The organism is Vibrio sp. PSi01, assembly GCF_054960695.1.
On record NZ_JBHNYN010000007.1, the window covers coordinates 127,763 to 153,173 of the forward strand.

The 25,411-nt window shown below is 43.4% G+C and carries 19 protein-coding genes; 9 read left to right on the top strand and 10 right to left on the bottom strand.

What is annotated here, in order from left to right:
• Positions 1 to 4: 4 nt before the first annotated feature.
• A complete protein-coding gene (locus ACFI6G_RS12335; RefSeq protein WP_016789417.1) occupies positions 5 to 928 on the top strand; it encodes an urea transporter in 924 nt (307 codons plus the stop codon).
• A 12-nt stretch (positions 929 to 940) separates the two neighbouring features.
• On the opposite strand, the gene ACFI6G_RS12340 is transcribed toward ACFI6G_RS12335, so the two are convergent.
• Entirely contained in the window at positions 941 to 1,948 is a 1,008-nt protein-coding gene (locus tag ACFI6G_RS12340) for an AraC family transcriptional regulator (protein ID WP_010428587.1), read from the bottom strand.
• Positions 1,949 to 2,080: 132 nt separating this feature from the next.
• Between ACFI6G_RS12340 and ACFI6G_RS12345 the strand changes: the two genes are divergently transcribed.
• The 6 genes from ACFI6G_RS12345 to ACFI6G_RS12370 all read left to right on the top strand — a co-directional run bounded on the left by ACFI6G_RS12345 (position 2,081) and on the right by ACFI6G_RS12370 (position 9,033).
• On the top strand, positions 2,081 to 2,431 hold the full coding sequence (locus ACFI6G_RS12345; protein ID WP_010428586.1) for an MFS transporter: 351 nt from the start codon (positions 2,081 to 2,083) through the stop codon (positions 2,429 to 2,431).
• On the top strand, positions 2,425 to 3,648 hold the full coding sequence (locus ACFI6G_RS12350; protein WP_016788882.1) for an HlyD family secretion protein: 1,224 nt from the start codon (positions 2,425 to 2,427) through the stop codon (positions 3,646 to 3,648). The genes ACFI6G_RS12345 and ACFI6G_RS12350 overlap by 7 nt, the downstream gene beginning before the upstream one ends.
• Before the next feature lie 745 nt (positions 3,649 to 4,393).
• Positions 4,394 to 5,632: a cytosine permease gene (codB, locus tag ACFI6G_RS12355; protein ID WP_010428581.1), complete on the top strand. Its 1,239-nt coding sequence runs from the start codon at positions 4,394 to 4,396 to the stop codon at positions 5,630 to 5,632.
• 9 nt (positions 5,633 to 5,641) lie between these two features.
• Positions 5,642 to 6,919 carry a cytosine deaminase gene (locus ACFI6G_RS12360; RefSeq protein WP_010428579.1) on the top strand — a complete coding sequence of 426 codons (1,278 nt, stop codon included), beginning with the start codon at positions 5,642 to 5,644 and terminating at the stop codon, positions 6,917 to 6,919.
• A gap of 363 nt (positions 6,920 to 7,282) precedes the next feature.
• Positions 7,283 to 7,495 carry a transcription antiterminator/RNA stability regulator CspE gene (cspE, locus tag ACFI6G_RS12365; protein WP_004730009.1) on the top strand — a complete coding sequence of 71 codons (213 nt, stop codon included), beginning with the start codon at positions 7,283 to 7,285 and terminating at the stop codon, positions 7,493 to 7,495.
• A 521-nt stretch (positions 7,496 to 8,016) separates the two neighbouring features.
• Positions 8,017 to 9,033, top strand: coding sequence for a GGDEF domain-containing protein (locus tag ACFI6G_RS12370; RefSeq protein WP_010428574.1), 1,017 nt, complete (start codon positions 8,017 to 8,019; stop codon positions 9,031 to 9,033).
• Between the two features lie 185 nt (positions 9,034 to 9,218).
• On the opposite strand, the gene ACFI6G_RS12375 is transcribed toward ACFI6G_RS12370, so the two are convergent.
• Entirely contained in the window at positions 9,219 to 9,815 is a 597-nt protein-coding gene (locus tag ACFI6G_RS12375; protein WP_010428571.1) for an aldolase/citrate lyase/malate synthase family protein, read from the bottom strand.
• Between the two features lie 169 nt (positions 9,816 to 9,984).
• Here ACFI6G_RS12375 and ACFI6G_RS12380 point away from each other — a divergent pair, with 169 nt between their 5' ends.
• Positions 9,985 to 11,514, top strand: coding sequence for a DUF3612 domain-containing protein (locus tag ACFI6G_RS12380; protein WP_080572690.1), 1,530 nt, complete (start codon positions 9,985 to 9,987; stop codon positions 11,512 to 11,514).
• A gap of 562 nt (positions 11,515 to 12,076) precedes the next feature.
• On the opposite strand, the gene ACFI6G_RS12385 is transcribed toward ACFI6G_RS12380, so the two are convergent.
• Positions 12,077 to 13,693, bottom strand: coding sequence for a DEAD/DEAH box helicase (locus tag ACFI6G_RS12385; RefSeq protein ID WP_016792279.1), 1,617 nt, complete (start codon positions 13,691 to 13,693; stop codon positions 12,077 to 12,079).
• Between the two features lie 161 nt (positions 13,694 to 13,854).
• Complete coding sequence (locus ACFI6G_RS12390; protein WP_016792278.1) at positions 13,855 to 15,210, bottom strand: diguanylate cyclase; 1,356 nt, start codon at positions 15,208 to 15,210, stop codon at positions 13,855 to 13,857.
• 285 nt (positions 15,211 to 15,495) lie between these two features.
• On the opposite strand from ACFI6G_RS12390, the gene ACFI6G_RS12395 reads away from it, so the two are divergent.
• Positions 15,496 to 16,644: a DUF3541 domain-containing protein gene (locus ACFI6G_RS12395; protein WP_010428558.1), complete on the top strand. Its 1,149-nt coding sequence runs from the start codon at positions 15,496 to 15,498 to the stop codon at positions 16,642 to 16,644.
• A gap of 151 nt (positions 16,645 to 16,795) precedes the next feature.
• Here ACFI6G_RS12395 and ACFI6G_RS12400 read toward each other — a convergent pair whose 3' ends face one another.
• The 6 genes from ACFI6G_RS12400 to ACFI6G_RS12425 all read right to left on the bottom strand — a co-directional run bounded on the left by ACFI6G_RS12400 (position 16,796) and on the right by ACFI6G_RS12425 (position 25,368).
• On the bottom strand, positions 16,796 to 17,404 hold the full coding sequence (locus ACFI6G_RS12400) for a class I SAM-dependent methyltransferase (protein ID WP_010428555.1): 609 nt from the start codon (positions 17,402 to 17,404) through the stop codon (positions 16,796 to 16,798).
• A complete protein-coding gene (locus tag ACFI6G_RS12405) occupies positions 17,404 to 18,657 on the bottom strand; it encodes a sensor histidine kinase (protein WP_010428553.1) in 1,254 nt (417 codons plus the stop codon). Before ACFI6G_RS12405 ends, ACFI6G_RS12400 begins: the two co-directional genes overlap by 1 nt.
• Positions 18,654 to 19,364: a response regulator transcription factor gene (locus tag ACFI6G_RS12410; RefSeq protein ID WP_010428552.1), complete on the bottom strand. Its 711-nt coding sequence runs from the start codon at positions 19,362 to 19,364 to the stop codon at positions 18,654 to 18,656. The genes ACFI6G_RS12405 and ACFI6G_RS12410 overlap by 4 nt, the downstream gene beginning before the upstream one ends.
• A gap of 140 nt (positions 19,365 to 19,504) precedes the next feature.
• A complete protein-coding gene (locus ACFI6G_RS12415; protein ID WP_010428551.1) occupies positions 19,505 to 22,681 on the bottom strand; it encodes an efflux RND transporter permease subunit in 3,177 nt (1,058 codons plus the stop codon).
• Positions 22,682 to 22,684: 3 nt separating this feature from the next.
• On the bottom strand, positions 22,685 to 23,938 hold the full coding sequence (locus ACFI6G_RS12420) for an efflux RND transporter periplasmic adaptor subunit (protein WP_010428550.1): 1,254 nt from the start codon (positions 23,936 to 23,938) through the stop codon (positions 22,685 to 22,687).
• The gene (locus tag ACFI6G_RS12425) at positions 23,935 to 25,368 is read right to left on the bottom strand and encodes a TolC family protein (RefSeq protein WP_010428549.1); all 1,434 of its coding nucleotides are present in this window, start codon (positions 25,366 to 25,368) and stop codon (positions 23,935 to 23,937) included. Before ACFI6G_RS12425 ends, ACFI6G_RS12420 begins: the two co-directional genes overlap by 4 nt.
• Between the last annotated feature and the right edge of the window lie 43 nt (positions 25,369 to 25,411).

Genomic DNA, 25,411 nt, shown 5'->3' on the forward strand with positions numbered 1-25,411 from the left:
TCAGATGATGACGATGAATAAGGACACTCTCCCACTTAAAGGCTTGCTCAATGGTATTGGGCAAGTCTATTTCACACCGTCCGTCATGACGTCACTTCTGCTGTTGCTTGCTATTTCTATTGAATCACTGGCACTGGCTTGCCTAACCCTGCTTGGTGCAAGTTGCAGTTATGCATTGGTCTTTTATATATTTACCTTCAGCAACACAAACAAGTCAGCTGACAACATTAGTAGCGGCATGTACGCATTAAATGGCGCTTTAATTGGTTTGTTTATCGGTAACTTTTTTGGTGTCACACCATTATTGGTCCTAGTCACTGTGTTCGGCGCGTTGCTCACCGTTCCCATAGCCAACATTGTATTCAGCTTTAAGAAGTATCGCGCTTACACCAGCGCTTTTGTCCTCACATCTTGGCTAATTTATGTTATCCAATCGACCTTAGATCTATCGGCCTTTGCTACCCCCACCTCTGTATTCGTTCCAATAATCAGTATTGAGCAAGGTTCATGGTTTAATTTGTCAGCAGTGGTGATCCCGCTCTTAAAAGGGATCAGCCAAGTCAGCTTTATCGAAAATGCATTGTCGGGGCTAGTTATCTTAATCGCCATCGCACTTAACAACCTAAAACATGCTCTGTGGGTCGTTGCTTCGGTCGTTCTCAGCACAGCTTTTAGCCATATAATTGGCGCTTCTGGCGCGCTAATTGAGCAAGGTCTTTATGGGTACAATGCCATTCTTTCGACTCTTGCGCTTGTGCTTTATACACGAATCCCATGGCCGTTAATTCTATTAGGCATTCTTTTGAGCAGCCTCATCACACTCGGTTTTCATGAATTGTCACTACTGCCGCTGACGGCTCCTTTTATCCTTAGTACTTGGGTTATCGTTTATTTAACCACTCACTTTCAAAAGCGAGTCAAAGGCTAATAAAAGTAATGATCAGCATTCACTATCAAAACGTTCAATATACTGCTTAGGTGTTAGTCCTCGGTGTTTTTTGAACATCCTATTAAAGCTCGCGACATTGGTATAACCTAATCTCGTTGCAACTTCTTCTATCGGCACTGAATACAACAACAGTTCCACGGCCACGTTGCTTAACGCGTATCCCATTATGGTAGAAAAGTTAACACCCAATTTGTGTAATCGTCGCTGGAACTGCTGTTCAGATAGACCGAGTAAACTGGAAACTTTATGTAAGGTAGGCAAACCAAAATGACGACTATAATTGATCATCTCATAAGTCACCTTATGTTCATCACCAGCATCCGGCATATTGAGATAATTGTCTAAGTCATGAAAATTCATCGCCAGATTCGTTTTACTGTTCGATGGTGATTGATTAATGGATAACCTAGACTCACTCCGTATCCAAACCTCTGTACGCGGCTGCCCCCATTGAACCGTGCAACCGAAATACTCATGGTAAAGATCAACGTTATCTCGATGGCCGGCAATTGATACCGCCACAGGTTTAAAATCATCCCCTAAATAACGGCGCAAAATCTTCATAATGAAAATTGCCACTCTTATTGAGTCGTGTACTTTGCCCGTTTCCGTGTAAGCGGGATTGTCGTAGCACCATTTAATCATGGTCCCGACTTGAGCACCGTATAAGAAAGCACCCGACTGTAAACAGTGCAGTCCGATGTTGACTCTACGAATCGTCGACGCAAGATCGTGACCAGAAAAAAACCAATTCGTTAACGGGCCTAATCTTTCAATATCGACACGATCGGCCAATTTCAATATGATATCCGGATCATTAGTTTGCTGTTCAAGCAAGTCATACCATTTATCAACTTCATTCACCGGAATGAGGTTCATCGAGTTACTAAATACCGACTTAGGAATACCTAAACGCTCCACATTAACCATGGGATTCGTCACTGCATGCTGATAAATACCCAAAATTCCTAACGCTCTTAAGAAGTTACAATGGTTCATTCGTCGCTGCCCCTAGAAGTTTAATGATAGATCAAATCATATAAACACTATTATCGAAATAATTGGTAAATTTACAACCTATAAATCCGACGTCCATCACACTCGGCGCATCATTTAGCTTAGGATTTATCAATGAGTTTATTAAGTGTCCCATTTGTCGGAACCGGTGCCGATACCGCATTGCACGTCGTAGCAGGCGTTGTATTAGTCGCAACTATCGCGGCTGCATGTTACGGATTCTGGCGTGTTCATGAATTACCAATCAATAAAGCTCACAGTAAAGAGCATCAACAACTCGGCTTAATCACCGCATTAACATGGATTGGTTTTATTTGGCATTGGGTATGGGTACTTGCCGTCATATTGGCCTTTGTTGATATGGAAAAAGCCATTATTAACCTGAGGGACACATGGAAAGCGCCAGCTAAACCTGACGTTCAACCAGAACAAAACGATAAAAATGAGGAGAACCCAGTATGTTAGAAGGTTTAGCTATTTGGGCACTGTTCATTTATTTACTGAGACTAGTGGGCATGCCGTGGAACAAAGGCACTAAGGCGTTCGCTTATCTCGGTGGTACGTCATGGTTGATGTTCGTGTGGGTTGGATTGATCAACTACACTCCGATGGATCTGTCGGGTGGTTCAGTTGTTCAGTCTCCACATATTCAGTTACGTCCGGACTCAACAGCGGTAACAGGGAAAACGACTAAAGTTCACATCAGTCCAAACCAAGATGTCATGGAAGGGCAGCTTCTTTATGAGATTGATGACACTAAATATGTAATCGCAAGAGACAAAGCAAGTGTTCAACTTGAATCAACGGAAGTCGCTTTAGACACAGCTCATCAAGAAGTTAGTATTGCTAAAATCAGTTACCAATCAGCGCTTGAAGACATCAAGGCTTCGATTGCACAAATAGAATCAGCAAAAACAGACTTAGTACTGCAATCAAAAACGCTTGATCGTTACCAGAAGCAAAACAGTGTCGTAGAACATACGATTACTGAAACTGACATCGACCAACAAACGGCAAAGGTAGACTTAGCAACTCATAATGTCACAACCCTAGAGTCTCAGCTCAGTAAAAAAGAAGTCGATGCCGAAAATGCGAAACTAAACATCCACAAAGCAGAAACCAATGTGAGTAAAAAGCAAACTGAAGTCGATTCAGCAAAGGCTACGTTGGCACAAGCACAATGGGATCTGAACAGCACCAAGGTAACCGCTCCAACCGACGGCTTTGTGACAAACTTTATCCTTCGTGAAGGACAGCGAGTTTCAATGATGCCTCGTATCCAAATGTATACCGAAGAAAAGTATGTATTGATGCGAGTGAATCACCAAGCGATTCGTAACGTAAAGGTTGGCCAACCCGCAGAGTTTTCTACCGCCGTATATCCGGGGAAAATATTCTCTGCGACCGTAGAAGGTATTGTAGAAGCGACAGGCGAAGCACAAGCTAACTTACTAGGCCTCGATGAGCAAGTTCGTGTAACGACAGGTCGAAACCTTCAGAACAAGCATCACTTTGTCCGTCTAAAAATTGATGAAGCGGAAGGTTACGATATACCAGTAGGTTCTGTTGGACTAGCATGGGTAAGCGGTGAAAAGCCAATTAGCTTTATGGGTTTCCTAGATGTGATTCGTGGAATCATCATTCGAATGAAGTCTCAACTATACTTCTTTTACTCCATCTAACACGCCTCATTAGTCAAAAAAAGAAAGCCCGTACGTTCTCAGATATTACGGGCTTTCTGTTTTTTTAACTTTCAGTTTTTTCTATTTTTTCGGCTACAAATTCTATCTAATAAAGGTCTAAAAGAACTTAAAAATGCAGAAACCTCAGCGCCTCTACCGTTTACTCTTATTGGCGACCAAACGACCAACACTTGCAAATTGCAATTGCAAAATGCGATATCGAATTCCAAAAAAGCGAACAAAACGCTCAAATACGCACCAAATTGCTATAAAACAACCGTTTCATGCTGTTTTAAAAGTTGGCACACTACCTGCAATGTATATATTGACCCTTCTTAAGCCGAGGGTCACCTAGCCAACTGACGTTGTTAGTGAACCTTTCTTGTTCACAAAATATATAAGCCAATTGCGGTTATTGCGATTGGCTATTTTTTTGCCTGTCGTTTGATTAACCCCCCTCCTAAATATACAGACACCCATTCAAAATAATAATAACCAACATTAACATCCAACACCCGACATTAGACAAGTAATGCGTTATAGAAAACGTTTTCTATTTATTTATATGGCACAATAAAAAAAATAACCCCATGTTATATAAGATAATTAATTCGTTAACCTACTCAGATGTACAACTATTGACAAAAATAGCATTGACTATGTGATTTATACCACCATAATGCGCTCGTTTGCCTGCAATACGGCAACCGTTATTTTTAATTTTGATCAATTGCGGAGGTAAAAGATGGCTGCGGATAATAACTACAGTCTTGGGCCGGTTCCAGCATCGGCTAGGAAAGGAGTTGCTTCACTCACCATGGTAATGCTTGGACTCACTTTCTTCTCTGCAAGTATGTGGACAGGTGGTTCACTCGGGACAGGCCTCTCATTCAACGATTTTTTCCTCGCCGTTCTCATCGGTAACCTAATTCTTGGTATTTACACTTCTTTTCTTGGCTACATCGGCTCATCTACTGGCCTCTCTACTCACCTCCTAGCTCGTTTCTCTTTCGGTACAAAAGGCTCATGGCTTCCTTCTGCTCTACTTGGTGGTACACAAGTCGGTTGGTTTGGCGTAGGTGTAGCGATGTTCGCAATTCCAGTACAGAAAGCGACGGGCATTGATACCAACACTTTGATTATTGTGTCAGGCCTTTTGATGACAGGTACGGTGTACTTCGGTATTAAAGCGCTAATGGTGCTTTCAGCGATTGCTGTTCCAGCGATTGCAATTCTAGGTGGTTACTCAGTGTTGACTGCGGTAGACAGCGTTGGCGGACTAGAACAGCTACAACTGATTAAACCAGAAACTCCAATGGACTTCTCAATGGCCTTAGCAATGGTTGTAGGTTCATTTGTTAGTGCAGGTACGCTAACGGCCGATTTTGTTCGCTTTGGTAAAAAGCCAGCGAGCGCAGTATTAATCACAATGGTTGCATTCTTCATCGGTAACTCACTGATGTTTATCTTCGGTGCAGCCGGTGCAGCAGCAACAGGCCAATCAGACATTTCAGATGTAATGATCGCACAAGGGCTGCTGCTTCCAGCGATCATCGTGCTTGGCTTGAACATCTGGACAACCAATGAAAACGCTCTTTATGCATCTGGCCTTGGTTTATCTAACATCACTGGTCGCTCAAGTACTACAATGTCTATCATTAACGGCATCATCGGTACGATTTTCGCGCTTTGGTTGTACAACAACTTCGTAGGTTGGCTAACCTTCCTATCGTTGGCGATTCCACCAATTGGTGGCGTAATCATCGCCGACTTCTTTGCGAATCGTAAACGTTACAAAGATTTTGCAAATGCAGAGTTCCAAACCGTTAATTGGGCTGGCATTATCGCGGTAGCAACAGGCGTAGCCGCTGGTCATTTCCTTCCTGGCGTTGTTCCTTTGAACGCAGTGTTAGGTGGTGCAATCAGTTACCTCGTGCTTAATCCTCTATTGAACAAAAAAGCTCTGAAATCTCAGGCCGCTTAAGGACACACTATGACAACCTTATTAATCAAGAACGCGAAACTTCAAGACCAAGAGGGCTTGAAACAGATTCTGATTGAAAATGGTCAATTTTCTCGCATTCTCGATAATGACGCACAAATTAATCATCAAGGTGACATTCTTGATGCTGAAGGTGGCATTGCAGTTACACCGTTCTGTGAACCGCACATCCACCTAGATACCACTCAAACCGCTGGTGAGCCTAACTGGAACATCTCTGGCACTTTGTTTGAAGGTATTGAGCGTTGGGCTGAGCGCAAAGAACTGCTATCAATTGAAGACGTTAAATCTCGTGCGAAGCAAACACTGAAATGGCAGATCGCTAACGGTGTTCAACACGTGCGTACTCACGTTGACGTATCTGACCCAACGTTAGTTGCGTTAAGAGCGATGGTTGAAGTTCGTGAAGAGATGAAAGAGTGGGTCGACATTCAGATCGTTGCATTCCCTCAGGAAGGCATTCTTTCATACCCTAACGGCAAAGAGTTGCTTGAAGAAGCAGTGAAGATCGGCGCTGACGTTATTGGCGCTATCCCTCACTTCGAATTCACTCGTGAATACGGTGTTGAATCTCTGCATTACGTGTTCGAGCTTGCACGCAAGTACGACTGTCTGATCGACGTTCACTGTGACGAAATCGATGACGAGCAATCTCGTTTTGTTGAAACACTGGCAGCCCTTGCTCATAAATTTGAGATGGGTGAAAAGGTAACAGCAAGCCACACAACGGCGATGGGTTCTTACAACGGTGCTTACGCGTCTCGTCTGTTCCGTCTATTGAAGATGTCTGGTATCAATTTCGTAGCAAACCCGTTAGTGAACATTCACTTACAAGGCCGTTTCGACGATTACCCAAAACGCCGTGGCGTGACTCGTGTGAAAGAGATGCTAGCAGCAAACATCAACGTTTGTTTTGGCCACGATGATGTGTTTGACCCATGGTACCCGCTTGGCACAGCAAATATGCTTCAAGTTTTGCATATGGGGCTGCACGTAACACAAGTTATGGGCTATGACCAAATCAATACCTCACTTGATTTGATCAGCAAGAACTCAGCTCGTACTCTAAACATTCAAAACAACTACGGTATTGAACAAGGTAAACCAGGTAGCCTTCTGATCTTGCCTGCTGACAATGGCTTTGATGCTGTTCGTCGCCAAGTACCAGTTCAATACTCAGTTCGACACGGCAAGGTAATTGCTGAAACGCAACCTGCAAAAACAAAAATTAACTTAGATCAAATCGAAGATATCAACTTCAAACGTTAAGATCGTCTATACTAATGATGAAAAGGAAGCTACAGGCTTCCTTTTTACTTTGTCACTGCAGCAAAACCCTATAAAACTATCAGCTATTGAGGGTAGTTTATGTCGGTTGGCACAACATGACAAAAAAACTCGATGATTTATCAATCAATGAGTGTACAATCGGAAAGACTGTGTTAACATGCACTCGCTCTGTTAGCCGGAGTTATTTAAGTTAGATGAATAGTAAAAAATGACATGTAAAATCGTTACCCGTTTTTGTAAGTAGTTTTTCCTTATTTCTTAGCAATATTAAATAATTCAATTATCAGCGCATTGCAGTAATGCAATCAACAATTTAGAAAATTTATGAATAAGGGACAAATTATGTCTAACACAAATACTGGCACTGTAAAATGGTTTAACGAAGAGAAAGGTTTCGGTTTCATTTCTCAAGACAACGGCGGTGCTGACGTATTCGTACACTTCCGTGCAATCGCTTCAGAAGGCTTCAAAACTCTGAAAGAAGGCCAAAAGGTTTCTTTCGAAGTTGAAAACGGTCAAAAAGGCCTACAAGCAGCAAACGTTGTTGCTCAATAATTAGCTTTTAGCTAAAAAGAATTTTAAAGCGCTGATTTTTATCGGCGCTTTTTTATGTCTGCTTATAAATCTCCCCTATCTTTGTCCTTCCTTCGATGTAAGTTTAAATCGGTATATACCTAACGAGTCAAACTTCATCAATCAAAATTTCTAGCGATGTTATCGAGTGTTTTAACAAGCTAGGATGACCCATTATTTAGTTTGATTAGTATTAGGCGTCTACTATTCGGACATAGCTTCTAAACGTCACTTAGTGAGAATCATTGAAGTATTACAACACTCATATTCACTTGTAATTTTATAAAAACCCAATCTTCGTTCAAAAAAATCAACCCAAAATATGTTTAAAGAACAATCCATTACCTGCCATTAATCAATGCGCAATCGATATTCATAATAAAAATAAGTAATTTATCCAACCCTCATCCATTAATCATATAATTTTTGAAGCAAAGACCTTCGAAATCCGCTAATCTTGTCCGAAAGTGGCTTGAGTTAGTTTGGTATCTGCAGTAAAAATAATGAAAAAAGACGAATTTCAGAAATCCACCGCTAATCTAAAAAAAGCGGTACCTCTTATGATGAAGAACAGAGTGTCCACCACACCTGCAAATTATGCACTTTGGTACACCTATGTCGATAATGCTATCCCGCAGCTGACTCAAGACATGGATGGTATTTTGGAAAGCTACGGCATTTGCCCACCAGCTATTGGTGAGCAACTTTACAACAATTATGTTGCTAGCAAATCCGAAACCAACATCAACGATCTTCGCGCAAACTTAGAATTGTTGGTTTCTGAAGTCTCGAACTCGATGAACGATACGCTCACTGACACCTCCGCTTTCTCCGATATGATCGATAAAAGCTTCGAGGATCTAGCTCGTGTTGACAATGATAGTTTGTCTATCGATGAAGTCATGTCTTTGGTTCGCCAACTTGTTTCAGAATCTCGGAATATCCGTCACTCGACCCAATTTCTCAATTCTCAGTTGAATTCTGCAACGTCAGAGATCACCAAGCTGAAGACCCAATTGGTAGAAGTACAGAAAGATGCGCTTTTTGACAGCACAACGACGCTCTATAATCGTCGGTCTTTCGACCGTGATATAGAAACCTTGTGTGAAGCGAAACAATCTCTGTGTTTAATTCTGCTCGACATCGATCATTTTAAAAACTTCAATGACACGTATGGCCACTTGTTTGGTGACATGGTTCTTAAAGGAATTGCTCGTAAATTGAAATTAAGTTGCCGAGAAGGTATTTCAGCATACCGATTTGGTGGTGAAGAGTTCGCTCTTATCGTTCCAAACAAATCACTACGCATAGCTCGCCAACTTGCTGATACCAACCGACGTTCTCTAGAAAAGCTGTCGATTAAAGATCGCCGTAGTGGAAAACAGGTTGGTAATATTACCGCTTCGTTTGGTGTTGCTGAACTTGAACCAGGCGAATCAGCCCAGTCATTAGTTGAACGCGCGGATAAATTACTTTATGAAGCGAAATCACTTGGCCGTAACCGAGTCATGCCTCTTTAAGGTTATCACTAGTAAATCTCAACTAGAGCCAGTGAAGCATTAATCAATATACGTTGAGAAGAGCATCAAAAAGCCCCAAAGACTAACTACTGCGTTAATCTTTGGGGCTTTTCTCGTTAGTAGACGTATCGATTGATTATCTACTGGCTTTAACTTTATAGTTATCTCAACCCTATTTCATGTAACTAGATTTGGTAACAATAATTTAGACAGTAATCTTCACCACTTTTTGCTCTGAACTCTTTGTCTTCACTGCATGCCTTTGGTTTACCCTTCGCATCACCTTGAATCAAACTTATCCAGTGGCGCATTGCTGCGATAGTCTCTTCACGCATTGTGGTCGTAGCTTCCATTGGCGACTGGCCAAAGGTTGTGCAAGACTCAAGTTGAATATCATTAATCTCAACCAGTTCAATACAACCCGTTCCTTTATGGCAACCAATCATCACCTCTAAGTGGCTTCCGCTACTATCGCGGAACAAGATAGAGTCTGGGTCATTCTTCTCACCCATGTACGCTACAAACTGTTTAGGGTGCTTTAAGCCACTGTGCTGGCCATCTTTAAAGTAAGCCATGATATGGCGGTAATCGACTACGTAGCTAGTCACATCTTGATGTGAGCCGTTCTCTAACGGAAAAAGTCTATCAAGCAGTTGCTTCGCTTTCACTTGCTTCTCAGTTTGCTGGTTGGCACTGATTGTCTCCACGGCAAAGACAGCTTCAGCGATAAATGGCTTTGATTGTTTTTGGATTTCTGTTTTATCGAATGTCAGCATATTCATAGTCTTTCCCTCTTGACCAGTCCGGTGGTAACCACCGATTTCTACAGCAAAAATGTGTCCTAGAGCAATTATTCCAAACTAACGTTTAATTTATTTGTCATTTTGTGAATTGCTTAGTTTGTAGATTAGCGCTTTTTTACATACAATTTCACAACAAAAATTTTACAATGTGAATTTTACAAATATGGCCTTGTCAAAAAGTTTAGTTCGTCAGTCACACTTCCTGGGTACGAAAATACGAAACCTAAGAAAACGTAACCATTTAACGATGGAAGATCTGTCTGCGCGTTGTATTAGAATCAACCCAGAATACGCACCTTCCGTTTCTTACCTCTCAATGATTGAACGTGGAAAGCGGGTTCCAAGCATTGATATGCTGGAGGTGGTAGCACAGGTCTTTCAGAAGAACCCAACCTGGTTCCTCGACGATGAATCTGAACAACAAGCCATTGCCCCTGATAAAGGGAATCGTGGTGGGATAAGTGGCATGGCACTTGAGCCTAGTTTCCTTTTCTCCAACGACATCCTACAAATTGCTATTCCTGAAATGCTGTCACAAACGGGAATCTCGGGCCGTCAGTTTGCGCATCTCTTGATTAGGGCACACCAAGAAAGCAACCAGAACCACTTCCCCGACCTTGAGCGCGCCGCAGAGGAAGTGGGCTTAAAACGCCTTAACCTCAGCGTAGAAGACCTTATAGACATCGCTAGAAACCTAGGAATCAACATCCGCTGGGTAACTCGTACACCACAAGACGTTGTTGATGAGCTAGGGATTAATGCCAAGCAGTTAGTCACCTCGTTTTTTGAGCCTCCCGGTACGATCTTCTTGAACGAGATTCTTAAAGAGTACCCTACCCGTCTGAAATACGACCTCTCGGTTTATATCGGCCATTGCATTCTGCACAGCAAAGAAGGCCTAAAGAGTGTGTTGTCGGTCGGTAACAACAACACATGGGACGACAACCAGGTATCAGGATCTTCACAGCTCAACTCTCAAGATATTCTACAAGCATGGCGAGATTTTGAATCCAGCTTCTTTGCTGGGGCATTGTTGTGCCCAAAAGTCCCGTTTAGGCAGTTACTCGACCGCACTGGTTACGAAATCGACGTTCACAAAAGAGCAGGGGTTTCCCCCTCTGTTGCGATGCGTCGAATGACGGTAGTATCGCCCTACCCTCACTGGCACTACTTTGATGCTTATGGGCCGGGGAAACTCAAGGCAGTTTACCGCGGGAACGGGATTCCACTACCTTGGGGAAATATGAGAACGGTGGCTGATCCATGTCAACATTGGGCTGTATTCCGTCGATTATCAGAACCTCGAGCGGGAAGCTCGGCTCAAATCTCCATTTTGAATGTGGGCGATGAGCCAAGGATCTACTGCTGTGAATCTATCAATATGACGGATCCTGCCGGCAACAATCGCGTGTTATGTGCTGGTATAGATCTCAACCCTGCGATTGATGCTCAAGGCGGTAATTCAAGAGACATAGCAGAGCAACTTAAAGCGTCATGCGTTAATAACGGCGGTTCTGTGGTTATCCCACGTAACATCAAGAAAGATCTCACGACAATAGCCAAGATTCTAAATATAAATTGGATTGAACGTGGGATAGAGACAGAGGCGAGGCTTATCTGCTCAAGAGGAGGAGAATGCCCGCGCCAACCAAGCTGTTACTCGAAGTGCGGGGAGTAAAAAGTAATAACAAAAAACGGGACCTAAAATTCAGGCAAAAAAAAACCAATCACAAAAGGGTGATTGGTCATATATTTTGTGTGAACAATAAGGGTTCACTAACAACGTCAGTTGGCTAGGTGACCCTCGGCTTAAGAAGGGTCACTAATACTAATGCACTATGCGTGCCAACTTTAAAAACCCGTATTTTCTACGCATCTGGACACGTATTAGACGTAAATCCTTGTTTGTTTTGCAAACTGAAATTGCAAATTGCAAAAACCAACAAAAACGCTAGTGATTATGTTGTTATTAATGAACCATTAAAGATTTATTAACCTTCCTCTACATACCTTATTTCCCTTAGATTCAATGACTTTAAACACAAATAAATCCCTGTTAGTTTGTTAAACAACACCCATAAAAAAACGCGAACATTGAAATTCAATATTCGCGTTTATTTGAGTTAAGTAGCAGAAAGTGACTAATGAACAAGAATTATCCTAAAAAGCAATTCTTGTTACAGAACCTCTACAACACTTATCTTATTAACCTATCTGCTTATCGACTTACCAAAGAAAAACTATTTCTGAGGTGCTGGCTTAGCACGGCTTCTAGATGGTTTATTCGCTGCTGGCTTATTCGCCGAAGGCTTATTTGAACCATAGCTACCACCGTAACCTGTCTTCTTAGGTTTCCCTGCGCCTGCTGGCTTGCCAGAGTTGTTCGGTTTACCAGAAGCATTAGGTTTACCTAATGTACTTTGAGAACCTGAGTTATTCACAGAAGGCTTGTTAGCCGCATTACCGCGTTTATAGTTACTGCCATTATTTCTTACTGACTGATCATCCGTTGCAACGGCTGAATTGCCATCAGTCGCCTTCTTAGCTGAATTTGGCTTACGCTTAGGAGCAGAACCTGAACCAGAGACATGACGCTTGTTTTTACCTGCTGGTTTATGTCCGCGAGCGTTCTCACCTGAACGTTGGCCATCAGAATGTTCACGAGGCTTCTTCGGTTTTTTAGGCCTAATTGGACGAGAATCGAGTCGAGACTCAGGTAACTTATTTACTGGGGAGAAACCTTCAAGTTCACGACGCTCTAGCACCTGTTGAATCAGGCGTTCAATACCGAACAGCTCACCCACTTCATCAGCACACACCAATGAAATTGCTTTACCGACTTCACCAGCACGGCCAGTACGACCAATACGGTGTACATAGTCTTCTGATACATGCGGAAGATCGAAGTTAACCACTTGAGGTAGCTGTGGGATATCGATACCACGAGCAGCTATATCGGTCGCAACAAGCACTCGCACTTTACCTGTTTTAAAGTTCTCTAAGGCTTTAGTACGCGCACCTTGGCTCTTGTTACCATGAATAGGAGCGGCTGTGATGTCTTGCTCTTCAAGGAAACGAGCAAGCTTGTTTGCACCGTGTTTTGTTTTGCTGAATACCAACACTTGTCGCCAATCGTTATCTTTGATCAGCTTAGCTAGCATGGCGCTCTTTTTCTTTTTGTCTACTGGGTAGATGCTTTGCTCAACCGTTTTCGCTGTCGAGTTTGCAGGGCTTACCGAGATCTCAACAGGACTGTTCACCAAGCCTTTTGCTAGGCTACGGATATCATCAGAGAAAGTCGCTGAGAACAGTAAGTTCTGACGCTTCTTAGGCAAAAATGCTAAGATTTTACGGATATCACGAATGAAGCCCATGTCTAGCATACGGTCAGCTTCATCTAGCACTAGAATTTCAAGTTGGTCAAAACGCACAGCATTTTGGTTATATAGGTCAAGTAGACGACCTGGTGTTGCCACCAGCACATCACTACCTTTACGCAATTTTTGCATCTGAGGGTTAATTTTCACGCCACCAAACACAACGGTAGAAGTAAGCGGTAAATTAATACCGTATTTAACTACGCTGCCGTTCACTTGCGCAGCAAGCTCACGAGTTGGTGTTAGCACTAGCGCACGAACTTGGTTCTGACGTACGCGAGGGCCTTTTGATAACATTTCAAGAATAGGTAGCGTGAAGCCTGCAGTTTTACCTGTACCTGTTTGAGCAGCGGCCATAACATCTTTGCCCGTTAGGACAGCAGGCACGGCTTTCTCTTGGATTGGTGATGGCTTATCGTAACCTTGTGCTTCAATAGCTTTAAGGATCGGTTCAGAAAGGCCAAGGGAGGTAAAACTCATAGATTATTTTCTCAGTTGAATAACATTTAGTATGAGCAACACGATAAAAATGCGTTGCTTCAGCTTTTGCTTATCAAATCATTGATACGAAGCAAAGCGCGGTATTCTGAGGCTTTTCCCCACTTTCAGCAACTAAATTCTAATCATAGACCAGATTCAACTTAGGTGACTTGGCGCTTCTGTTGGTACATTTTTTCGTCAGCAGCTTTCAATAGACCATCTATATCATTGAAGTTGTCATTATAACTCACCCAACCAACACTGATACTGAGATAAATCGAGTGCGCGTCGTAAACGACTGGAGTTTCACAAATCGCACTTTGTAGCTTACTTGTAATCGATGCCACGTGTTGATCATCGATAATACGTGGCAACAACACTAAGAACTCATCCCCACCTATTCTTGCAACAATATCAGAAGTGCGCAGTTTACTTTTTATTCGTTTAGCACATTCAATTAAAACTTTGTCGCCCGCTGCATGACCATAAGTATCGTTAATCGCTTTAAAGCCATCGAGGTCAATATTAACCACAGAAAAGGTCTGTGTTCTCTGTTTTTGAACCGTTTTGAATGCTTGCTTTAGGCTATACATGAAATAGCGTCGATTCGGCAACATTGTCAATTCATCATGCATTGATCGGCTATCCGCAACACGATAAAGCCGGTAAATCATAATATAAGCAATCGCAAGAATAAGCATCAGAGTGTAACCTACAAGCCTAACACCATGGATACGATACCAAGGCACATCCATAAGTACATGCTCATTCCCAGATAAAGCAAGGTACCATCCACCGTATGGAAAATTTACTTGCTCGGTCGTAAACGCATTATTGAACACATCTTCTTTGCCATAGAAAACAGCGCCCTCTTGGCCCATACTATTTGCACCACAAATCGCAAACTCATATTTATTTTCTATTCCATCGACCCCAACATCCTCGAGCAGTGAATCTAAATCGATCACGGCACTCAAAACTCCCCAATAGTCTTGATTAAAAGGGGGATCTCTAAAGATAGACGTGCGTGTGATCAAGGCTTGGCCGCCTTGAAACAACTCAAATGGGCCAGCAATAAATGTATTGCCGATATTACGAGCAATTTCAACCGATTCCCATTGGGTTGGGTGGTCGCGATAGTCAATGCCAAGGATTTGTTCATTGCCTTCCATTGGATAAACGAAATTTAGAACATCATCTTCAGCTAAAGCTATCAATCGAATATGGAAACCATCTCGAATAATATTTTGCGCAATTTGCTCCCAGTCTTTTTGGTCGCTATTAGGGTTTACGGATACAAGGGTTGATAAGCTATTGAGAATATACATATCGGAAACGATCGTCGCTTCTATGCGAGATCGGATAATAGAGAGCTGCCTCTTTGCCTCGGAATAGGATTCATTTTGTAGGAAGACTAACTGTTTGGTGTGAAAGAACTCTATGGCGCTCACAACCAACAAGAAAAACAACAAAGATAATAATTTGGCAGGCCACTGCTTGCTAGAACGACTTGGCATTCACGAACCTCTAACACTTTTGTTCTGTTTACTGCCTTTAACTGGCTCATTTCTGGCTTACTCTTCAAGTATGCCGTCAAGTCGTTAAAAATCCACATTTAGCGTCCGGTCTCCACTCATTATTGAGTCATTCATCACTGATAAGCCAATTAGTCACTCCGGTTGTTAAATCAAAAATCCTCAATGAACCTTATAAAGCTTACATTGTATTGACCCAAACCTTACATTAAAGGATTCATCAATGTTATTTTACTTGTACTATTAATCAGCTTGGTACCTTACGACATGAAGTTAAAAACCATAACCCTATGCACTTTGTTATCAGCCTCCTTTGCAATTGCGGTTCACGCACAGGAAACGCTTCAGGAACCAAGCGCAACAGAGACTCAATACCAAGCTGATGATCTCCAATCTCAGAAAGAATCTTTTAAGCAATCAGCTGACCTCATTCGCACTACATACGAAACTCAACTTTACACCCTGCCCGCCTTCAAAGAAGGTCACTACGGGCTGCGCATGTATCGCCAAACATTAGACGATAAATATTCGGCTGCGGTGTGGAGTGATATGGCACGTGTAGCGAGTAAACTCAGCACCCTATCGAACGACGTTCATACCATGGAGCAAATCGTACTCTACTCAGAGAAGCGCGTTGCTTCTTATGTTGGCGATAACGATGAGCGCAGTGTTCGACGCTACAACATCACCAAACACATGCCAGAATACCTTTATCTTGGCGTTGACCTTCTAGGCTCTATGGCGCGAGCCAATGAATATGGTTTAGAACACAACAATGATGCCGAGCTGCGTGAAATCATTCGTCGTTATGACTTCTCACGATACGTGACCAATGAAGACATGATTAAAGCGTGGGCTGCCCAATTAGCTAATCAGGTCTATTGGCTACGCCAACTAGGAGAGCAAGATGTTGTCGAGCAGTTCATCGATACCTTCAAAAAGGCCTACCCAGATGAGCAAGATAAGAAGCTTTCGACCCAGCAGTACGGCAATAAACTCTATGGCATGACACACGTGATCTTTGGTGACTCAGAGTACTATCAACACCAAGTGAGTGAACAAGAACATCAATGGATCTACGATTACTTCAGAGAGAACATTGATACGATTTTGCTACGTGCTAAAGAAGATGTGATTGCTGAGGTTGGGTTAACTTTCTTATTGGCAGGCTTAGAAAATGATCCCGTTGTTGAGAAAACACGTCTCGCAATACAATCCGCTATCGACAAGCAACGCGGTATGATCCCTTCGATCACTGGTGATTTTGATCTTGAATACGGTGAACACCGCAACGTGCTGGCGATCATGTTACTCGACTGGCAGCAAGTAAACGAAGCGCCAACCCTAAAAGGCAACCCTAAGGTGTTTAGTAATATCCCTTATGGGCTCGTAGAAAACAAACCACTGAGTCAATAACGACTGTTGATGAATTTACGTTTGCTAAATAACATTCGTTAAGTTAACGGTAACAGATAAATTGGTCTAAATAGCCCAAAAAGCCGCCCCCTTCTTTAGGTTTGCGGCTTTTGTCTATTTCAGGTGGTTGCTTTGGCTCATATTAAGGTCATCATACGCTTTTGTTCATCACTATCGTGAAATCCCCTTCTGCGTATCCCTCTATTAACGAGACATCATCACAAAGCGTTTTACAGAAACGATATACGCCATCAGGGTGGTAACTCATCAAGGTATTGCGAGATGGATATTGACTTGAATTGAGAAGGTTAAAAATCACAGTCTGATTCGCTAATCCAAACATACGAGTGATCATATTGGTTAGGTAATCTGTATCACGAGAGATGTAGTTCAATGAGCCACTGGCGATAACCATATCGTGTGGCTCGAGGTTCATCTTGCTCATGTCACCCGATAAAAACTCGCAGCGTTGTTCTGTGTAATTTTGCTTGGCCTTATTTAAAAAATCGGTATGTTGATCAACGCCTGTGTATGAGCAAATTCGATAGATGCTATCAAGCAGTTCAAACAACTCTCCATAGCCACAACCTAAATCTAAAACACTCTTTTTCTCAAAGTCTGCCGAACGCGCAATAACTTCAAAGCGACACAGTTGGCTCTCTTCGCTGGTCCATCCCAAAGACTTTGCCTTGTTACCTTTCCAACGATGGGTCTGTTTTCGGTGATAACGAAACACTTTAAAACGATCAAGCCAATGCATTATGAGAAATCCACCCACACTTCACGTCCACCAGCCTGTTCTTGGTTGTGGTATTGCCATTGATATTGTGCCAGAAGCTTTTCAGTTAACTCCAGACCTAGGCCAAAGCCCAAATGATTATCTTCGATTGTGCCATCGGTATTGTGGTTAACGATGGTGACTTTTGAGCCTGATTGAACAATACGCACAGTACCGCTGCCAGTGTGTTGGAATGCATTTCGGATTAAGTTAGTCAGCACAATGCGAGTAAGCCCAACAGGTAACTGGCAGTGCGTGTCGTCGCTTTCAAGGTTTACAACCACAGCTTTTCCATTTAATAGATAGGTTAAGTCGTGGTTTATCTGTCGCAGCAATTCGCCAAGATGTATGTGCTCAACTGGTAGGTCTTTATTTTGCTGTCGGGTTAGCCACAACAAGGTTTCAGTTAAATCTGTCATGGTAAAGCCTGCACGCTTGATTCGGTCTATCACTTCAAGCTGCTTTTCTTGGCTCTTGCCCTTTTTAATCAACTTCTCTAGCAGTTCGCTATTGGTTCTTGTGACTGCAATCGGCGTGCGCAGCTCGTGGCTGGCATAGCCTAAAAACTTCTGCTCTCGTTCTAAACCACTCTGAACTGAACTTAAGCTGTCGCGAATGATATTTGCCAAAGTATTCAACTCACTAAAATGAAAATCTGGTGTAGGTTCGCAGAGGTTATCTTTATCTAACAATTTAGCCCAATTTTTTAGTTGTTCAACGGGCGATGCTACCTTTCGTAGTATCAAAACTAAAATGGCAAAAAACAGAATAATCGCGGCTAACGCCGTCAGAAAAATCGTCACAAAATGAGGCAATGCTTTGTCTTCTAAAAAGTGGTCTTGTCTTTGGTCAAACACAGCCGAAACGTAACGCACTTCGTCTCCCTTCATCACCTTCATGACAAAGTAACCTTCTTTTGGCGGTGCAAATATCGACTTGCCAAGAATCTTTTTCGAGATGACGTTTAACTCAACGTTACTCTGCTCAATATGAGTTCGAATACCTTGCGGTAAATCGCTCCAGCGCGTAGCAACCGTAAACTCTTGATTGGTCATTGGCTCACCTGGCTTAACAGCCTCTTGCTGAGCTTGAGCAATCATAGAGCCACGCATAGCCACATCCATCCCAGAGATAAAGTAATTGATGCTCAACGCCGATAGCACCAGAATGGTCGTCACTCCAGTAACCAAAATCGCCAGCAGGACGTAGATTCTTAAACTTGGCCTAATCTTCATCTTTCAGGTAACTCCTTAATCGCAAACCCTTTGCCAGCAATAGTATGCAGTAATTTATTCTCTTGCTCGCTATCCACTTGTTTGCGCAGATTAAAGATATGTACTTTTAAGCTGTTGCTGTCCGGTTGTTCGTCCCCCCACACCCCTTGCATTATCGTCTCTCGTGAAACTGGGGTAGGACTAGAGCGCATCAAGATCTCTAATATTTTCAATGCGGTCGGTGAAAGCTTTAAAGGAGAATTGGCACGATAAGCTTGATGTTGTTTAAGGTCGATTTCTAAGTCGCAAACGGATAAACGACTTACCTGCCCACTGCGTCGTTTGGCCAAGACTTGCGCTCGAACAATCAGCTCTTCCATCGCAAATGGCTTCACTAAATAATCATCGGCCCCTTTGGAAAAGCCGATCAGCTTGTCGTCTAGGGTATCCCGCGCTGTGAGCATTAATACAGGCGTATCAATACCTTGCGTTCTCAGGTTTTCACAGACTTGCAATCCGTTCATTTTAGGCAGGTTAAGATCGAGGATCACCGCATCATAGCGGTTTGTTTCGATGAGATTGAGCCCAGCTAATCCATTCGCCGCGTGGTCGCATTGAATATCTTCCAAATCTAAGTAATCAATAACCGCAGTAGCCAAATCGAGGTCATCTTCAACCAAAAGCAATTGGAGCTTATCTGTGAGTTTATTGGTGACGGATTCTGCCATCGTGACGACCTCTATTATTGTTTGTAGTGTGGCTTGTTATGCGGCGATTTAATATTTTGATCTGTAACGAATCTAGACCGATATTTCTGAGACTAACTCGGCAGCCATCAGCCTAGATATCATCATTAGCTTAGCCTTTATTAAGCCGTTTGCTCGACGCCTTTAACTCGGTGAGTTGCTTTAAGTATCAGCGATTTAATTTCGCATTGAATCAGTAATAGCGCTGGCGTCAAAATCAGCGTAATGAACGTAGCAAACAAAATACCGTAACCTAGCGCAGCGGCCGCAGGAATAAGGAACTGAGCCTGTAAAGACGTTTCACTTAATAGTGGAGTCAAACCTGCGAACGTGGTGACAGATGTAAGTAACACCGCTCTTAGACGACTAGAACACGCTTCCACAATCGCATCGTGAACTGACTTGCCTTTTTCTTTGATTAACTCGTTAAAACGAGACACCAATAGCAGGCTATCATTCACCACCACACCGCTTAACGCTAAAATACCATTTAACGATAGGATACTGATTGTTAAGTCATTCCACCAGTGTCCTAAGATTGCACCGACAATACCAAATGGAATCGCGGTCATGATGATCATTGGCTGTATGTATGAACGCAACGGGATAGCGAGTAAGGTATAAATAGCGATCATCGCGAGCACAAACATACTCATCATGGAACTGGCCGTCTCTTCTTGCTCTTCGGTTTCGCCAGCAAAGTCCACCGTTAGCCCCGGGTATTGCGCTTCTAAATTGGGTACCAAAGTATCTTGCAACTGATGAACCAATTCTGCAGGTGCAACTACATCTTTATCCAATACAGCACTAATATAAACCGCTCGCTGGCTATCAATACGTGTAATCTCTGAAACTTGGTAATCTGAATGCACTTCAGCAACCGAACTTAAAGGCACCACAGTACCATCGTTGGTTCTGACACTAGACTGCTTAATATCAGCAATGGTTTGACGATCGGATTCTGGGTAACGAACTCGAACTTTCACCTCATCTTTACCACGTTGGAACTGCTGAACGATGTCGCCACCAAACGCTTGTAACACTTGTTGTGAAAGACTTGCAGTATCAAACCCTAATGCTCGGCCTTGTTGTGTTAATTCAAAGCGATACTGAGGTTCACCAAGGTCCAAGTTGTGGTCAATGCCACTCACACCGTCGATGGTTTGCAGTTTGGCTAAGAACTCATTGCCCGCAGCCGTTACTGATTCTTCATTCCACGCTTTCAGTTCAACTTTAAAGTTGTCGACCATCTCCATTTTAGACAAGACTTTCAGCTTCTTAACGCCTTCCATTTGGCCAACTGTTTCTTCCCACAAATCTGCAAATTCATTGGATGTGTAAACACTGTCACTGTCGAGCTCAATTCTTACCTGACCCGAATCATCAGCATCGGCGATAACCTGAAGGCTAAGCAATTCAGATGGTTCACCTTGAGCACCGTATTGAGATCTCAGTGTTTCATCGGTTTGTTTTGCTGCCGCTTCAAGCACCAACAAGTTCTGCTGTGTTTGACCAAAGCTGGCATCGTTTTGCATCGACATATCGGCTGTCACTGTGTCACCCGGCATATCTGGGAAGAACGCCACACGAACCGCGCCCGTCATAGGCAACCCGGACACCAAGATAAGCAGTGATAAGAAAACCATCACCACGGCGTAACGTAATTTCAGCGCCCATTCAATTACAGGGCAGTAGATACGCTTATTAAACCAACCTAATCCTGTATCGGCGGCATGTTGAACGCGAGCCCACAGCCCCTTATTTTCACTGCGCTTAGTATTAATGTGTGCAAGGTGCGAAGGCAGAATGAACTTAGACTCAACCAAAGACAGCAGTAAACATATCGTCACGACAGTGCCAAATTGAGCATAAATCTGCCCCATTTTTCCTTCAACGCTAGCAAGCGCCAGAAAAGCAACGACTGTCGTCAAAACACCAAATATGGTTGGAGATGCCACCTTCATCGTACCGCGAATAGTACTGTCTATTGAGTCCCCGTCTTCTTTACGCGTCGAGTAAATACTTTCTCCGACCACCACGGCATCATCAACCACTATCCCGAGCGCCATAATGAAACCAAAGGTGGTCATTTCATTGATGGTTAACCCCATGAAGGTGTCTGTCATGAAGAACATGGTGCCAAAGAATACAAACGGCAGACCTGCGGCTACCCAGAAAGCAACACGGACATTAAGGAATATGGCTAACACGATGAATACCAGAGCAATACCCGTTAACGCATTCTTCACCAATAGGCTCAAGCGATCTTTGATCATGGTACTTTTGTCGTACCACGTTTCAATCTCGACATCGCTAGGCAGCATGTTGCTGTTTTCCCAGCGATCTACCACTTGTTGAGCCTGTTCAACAATGCTGACTACGTCTCCGTATTCATCCATCACAATCTCAATAGCCATCGCATTCTGTTGGTTATAACGAGAAAGCACAAAAGTATCATCAGCAAACATGTCTTCAACATGGGCGATGTCACCCAAGGTAATTTGAGTGCCATCGGTAGTCGTCAGTACAGGAATCGCATCAAAATCTTGTAATTCATACGCTTGTTCAGACACCTTCAAACGAACGGTTTTTTCACCATTGCGAAGGCTGGTCGAGATAGCTGCAGAAGATTCCGCATTGATTGCTTCTGACACGTCGGTCAGTGTTAACCCATAAGCTTGAAGCTTGTTTTCATCAACCTCAACCGAGATCATAGGGTCAGCCTTGGCCTTGATTTCCAAATCACTGATTGCAGGCTGGCTCAATAAGTCTGACTTCAACTGTTCAGCTAAACTCTGCAGCGTTGCTCTGTCTGCATCACCATAAATCTGTACCCACAAGGCGTGATCTTGCATTCGAGCTTTATCAATCACTGGGTTATCAGCGTCGGCAGGCAGGTTGTTAATCGCATCAACCTTGGTCTTCACGTCAGTCAACAAAGTATCAAGATCATAAGTGCTGTTTTTTTCAATAGAAACATAGCTACCGTTCGCGTCAGAAGTTGACGTTATACGTTTAATGCCCGGCACGGTTTCTAACGCGTCTTCAATCTTAATCGCAAGGCCTTCTTCCGCTTGAATAGGGTCGCCACTGTCATAGGTGACCGATACCGACACGACATCAGGCTCAAGACTTGGGAACGCTTCTTTACGCAACGTGTTAAGCGATATCAGACCAGTAATGATCACACCCATTAACAGTAAATTCGCCGCCACAGAATTATTGGCAAACCAGGCAATCGCACCCGCATGTGGCTTGCTCGACGTCTGGTTAGCGCGTGCTTGGTTATCGTTCGACATGATTTAACCCTCCGCCTTAGCCAGAACGATCATACCTACTTTGAAGCTACTTAATGGACGTTTTACCACTTGTACACTGTCACTATTTGATACGTTTGGGTTATTCAACTTAGTTGGATCGACATAAATCAAACCACCTTTTTCAAACTCCACATTCGCGTTTGATTTCGAAAGCTGGCCATTTGCATCGACAAACCACAAGTCGCCCTGCTGAGAAATTGCGGAAGCGGGAAGCTGCCACAATTGAGTGAGTCGTTTACCAGAGATCGTTGCTTTTACAAATGTGCCCGGGTAAAGATCTTTCTGTTGTTCCAAAGGATTATCGACTTTCACGATCAAAGAACGTTGACGTGTGTCTTGCTGTAAATGCTGCTCAACTCGCTCGACATAACCTTGCCATTGGAACTGGCCATCAGAACTTGACAGAGTCACTGGCCATGGTTGCTGTTTCAGTTGCGAATTATCGCTGTTTGGTAAGCTCAACCATTGGCTTTCAGAAAGCGGCACTGATACCTCAACCTCATCAATGCTATAGAGCGTAGCGATCTGAGTACCCGTTTGTGCATAGCTTCCGGGTTGAACATCACGGCTCACGACCAACGAATCAAAAGGGGCAACCAAAGTTGTTTTTTCGAGGTCTTGTTCAGCCTTAGCTAGCTCGAGTTTGGCGTTCTCTAGAGCTGCGGTGACTTGTGCTAATTGCGGTTCACGCAATACCAAAGGTGAATCAGGCTCGCCAGATAAACCAGAACGTTTCCATTCAGATTTGGCTTGTTCACCTTCCCTTTGTTCTTCTAATAAATCCAGTTGAGCTTGAGCAACATTCGCTTTTGCTTCTGTCACAGCTTGCTGATAGCTAGTCGAATCAATATTGGCGATCACCTCACCTTTGCCGATTACTTGTCCAGTTTCAAACTGTGAACTGATCGCCTCGACTCGACCACTCACCTCTGTTGAGAACATCAGTTCATAACGTGACTTCGCTTCTCCATAGCCCACAACTTCCGCTAAATAATCGCCTAAAGTTGCAGCAACAACCGACACCTGTTGCTGTTGTGAAACAGGTAAAGTCTTTACTGCAATAGACTTACTTCCAATAGACTTAGTGGTAACAGACTCAGTTTGAGGATCTGAAACTGTCAGTTCATTCGTATTCTGAGGCGAAGGTTGCACTTGAGAACCATTGTAAGCAAGGGCTGCAAAGATGCTTGAACCAGCAACTAGAGTAATTGCAATAGTGATGGTATTTAGTTTCATGAGGATACTCCCAAGCCCAGAGCTAGGCCTAAATCAATTCGGTTTACGAGACGGTTATAAATGGTTTGTGCTAGCTGTGCTTCAAGGTCGTAGGTTTGTTGCTGAACAGAAAGTAGATCAAAAATATCGACCAAACCTTGACGGTATTTCTCTTCATAACTGGCAAAGCTACGTTGTGCGCTTACTAATGCGTTTGCTAGGTGCTGCTGTTGAAGTGTCAGTGAAGATTCTTGCCCCATTGCGTTTTCCACTTCATTCACCGCATTTAACAGTGTTTCTTGGTAAGCCCAGTAGCTTGTTTCTGTAGTCAGGTCTGCAATCTCAGCTTGGGCTTTGAGCTTTCCACCTTGAAACAATGGTGCGGATACTTGGCCAAGCGCACTCCACAAAGGCCCGGTAAGCAACGCTTCACTCGGTGACTCCGCCATATCGGTTAGGCTTGCAGATAAGCTAATAGACGGCAGCATTGCTTTATATGCGGCATCAGCACGCAGAGTTTCCGCTTCGATATTAAAGAAAGCCGCTTGCAGATCGGGACGACCTGCCAGATCTTGCGTCGGAATGTTATCTAATGGATTAATTATGGTTGGAAATGAACCGAGATCAGTGAGAGACGCTTCATCAGACTCCCCACTCCACAGCCCCGTTAACAAAACCAACCCACGTCGACTTTGTGCAAGTTGCTCTTGGTAATCGGCCAAGGTTGCCTGAGTCGATGCGCTGCTCGTTTTCGCGTTATCTAAATCTTCAAGGCTACCCAGCCCTGCGCGGTAACGTTCTAAAACTAGCTCTTCGTTGTTTTCTAGAATCACCAAGCGCTGCGTTTCAATATCGACCAGCTGTTGCTTCAAACTGATATCAAGCCAACCTCTCATCACACTCGCGACCAAAAGATCTTGAGCGCCCTGAAGGTTAGCCTGAGACGTCGCAATGTCTTTTAAAGCTGCATTGTTTGTGTCTGCTAATTTCTGCCATAGGTCCAACTCCCAACCAACGGTGACATCCGTGGTATAAGTTTCAGTGGTGCTTGAACCGTTAGTGCCCTCGTCAGCTTGACCAGAAAAGCTCGCATCGACGGTTGGTAAGCGATCACCTGAAGTTACACCTTGCTGCGCATAGGCTATTTTGAGTGCTGTGATGTTTTGTTGGAGGCTTGGGCTGTTCTTCAGAGCGCGTTCGATATAGAGATCGAGCTCCGGTGCGTTCACTAAATCGGTGAGTTGTAGGTTCTTAGCGTCTAGATCTTGTTGAGTAGACGCTTGATCACTAGAAGCCAGTTGAATCAGCTCTGCGAGTAAGCTTTGTTGTGTCTGATTAGTGCTTTGCTCAGCTAGCGAAACATAGTCAGTCTGACTGGTTGTCGTGCAACCGATCAAACCAATTAGAGCAAGTGAAATAAGGGAATGTTTTAAAGGAAGATTCAATTTCATCTTCTTGTCTCCTGTAAGAATGGAGACAAGATAATGAGTTGGG

Coding starts and splice junctions, on each gene's coding strand:
- ACFI6G_RS12340 (WP_010428587.1), bottom strand. CDS start 1,948: ATGAACCATTGTAACTTCTTAAGAGCGTTAGGAATTTTGGGTATTTAT.
- cspE (WP_004730009.1), top strand. CDS start 7,283: ATGTCTAACACAAATACTGGCACTGTAAAATGGTTTAACGAAGAGAAA.
- ACFI6G_RS12415 (WP_010428551.1), bottom strand. CDS start 22,681: ATGTCGAACGATAACCAAGCACGCGCTAACCAGACGTCGAGCAAGCCA.
- ACFI6G_RS12350 (WP_016788882.1), top strand. CDS start 2,425: ATGTTAGAAGGTTTAGCTATTTGGGCACTGTTCATTTATTTACTGAGA.
- ACFI6G_RS12410 (WP_010428552.1), bottom strand. CDS start 19,364: ATGGCAGAATCCGTCACCAATAAACTCACAGATAAGCTCCAATTGCTT.
- ACFI6G_RS12425 (WP_010428549.1), bottom strand. CDS start 25,368: ATGAAATTGAATCTTCCTTTAAAACATTCCCTTATTTCACTTGCTCTA.
- ACFI6G_RS12420 (WP_010428550.1), bottom strand. CDS start 23,938: ATGAAACTAAATACCATCACTATTGCAATTACTCTAGTTGCTGGTTCA.
- ACFI6G_RS12405 (WP_010428553.1), bottom strand. CDS start 18,657: ATGAAGATTAGGCCAAGTTTAAGAATCTACGTCCTGCTGGCGATTTTG.
- ACFI6G_RS12370 (WP_010428574.1), top strand. CDS start 8,017: ATGAAAAAAGACGAATTTCAGAAATCCACCGCTAATCTAAAAAAAGCG.
- ACFI6G_RS12345 (WP_010428586.1), top strand. CDS start 2,081: ATGAGTTTATTAAGTGTCCCATTTGTCGGAACCGGTGCCGATACCGCA.
- ACFI6G_RS12390 (WP_016792278.1), bottom strand. CDS start 15,210: ATGCCAAGTCGTTCTAGCAAGCAGTGGCCTGCCAAATTATTATCTTTG.
- ACFI6G_RS12400 (WP_010428555.1), bottom strand. CDS start 17,404: ATGCATTGGCTTGATCGTTTTAAAGTGTTTCGTTATCACCGAAAACAG.
- ACFI6G_RS12360 (WP_010428579.1), top strand. CDS start 5,642: ATGACAACCTTATTAATCAAGAACGCGAAACTTCAAGACCAAGAGGGC.
- ACFI6G_RS12375 (WP_010428571.1), bottom strand. CDS start 9,815: ATGAATATGCTGACATTCGATAAAACAGAAATCCAAAAACAATCAAAG.
- ACFI6G_RS12385 (WP_016792279.1), bottom strand. CDS start 13,693: ATGAGTTTTACCTCCCTTGGCCTTTCTGAACCGATCCTTAAAGCTATT.
- codB (WP_010428581.1), top strand. CDS start 4,394: ATGGCTGCGGATAATAACTACAGTCTTGGGCCGGTTCCAGCATCGGCT.
- ACFI6G_RS12395 (WP_010428558.1), top strand. CDS start 15,496: ATGAAGTTAAAAACCATAACCCTATGCACTTTGTTATCAGCCTCCTTT.
- ACFI6G_RS12335 (WP_016789417.1), top strand. CDS start 5: ATGATGACGATGAATAAGGACACTCTCCCACTTAAAGGCTTGCTCAAT.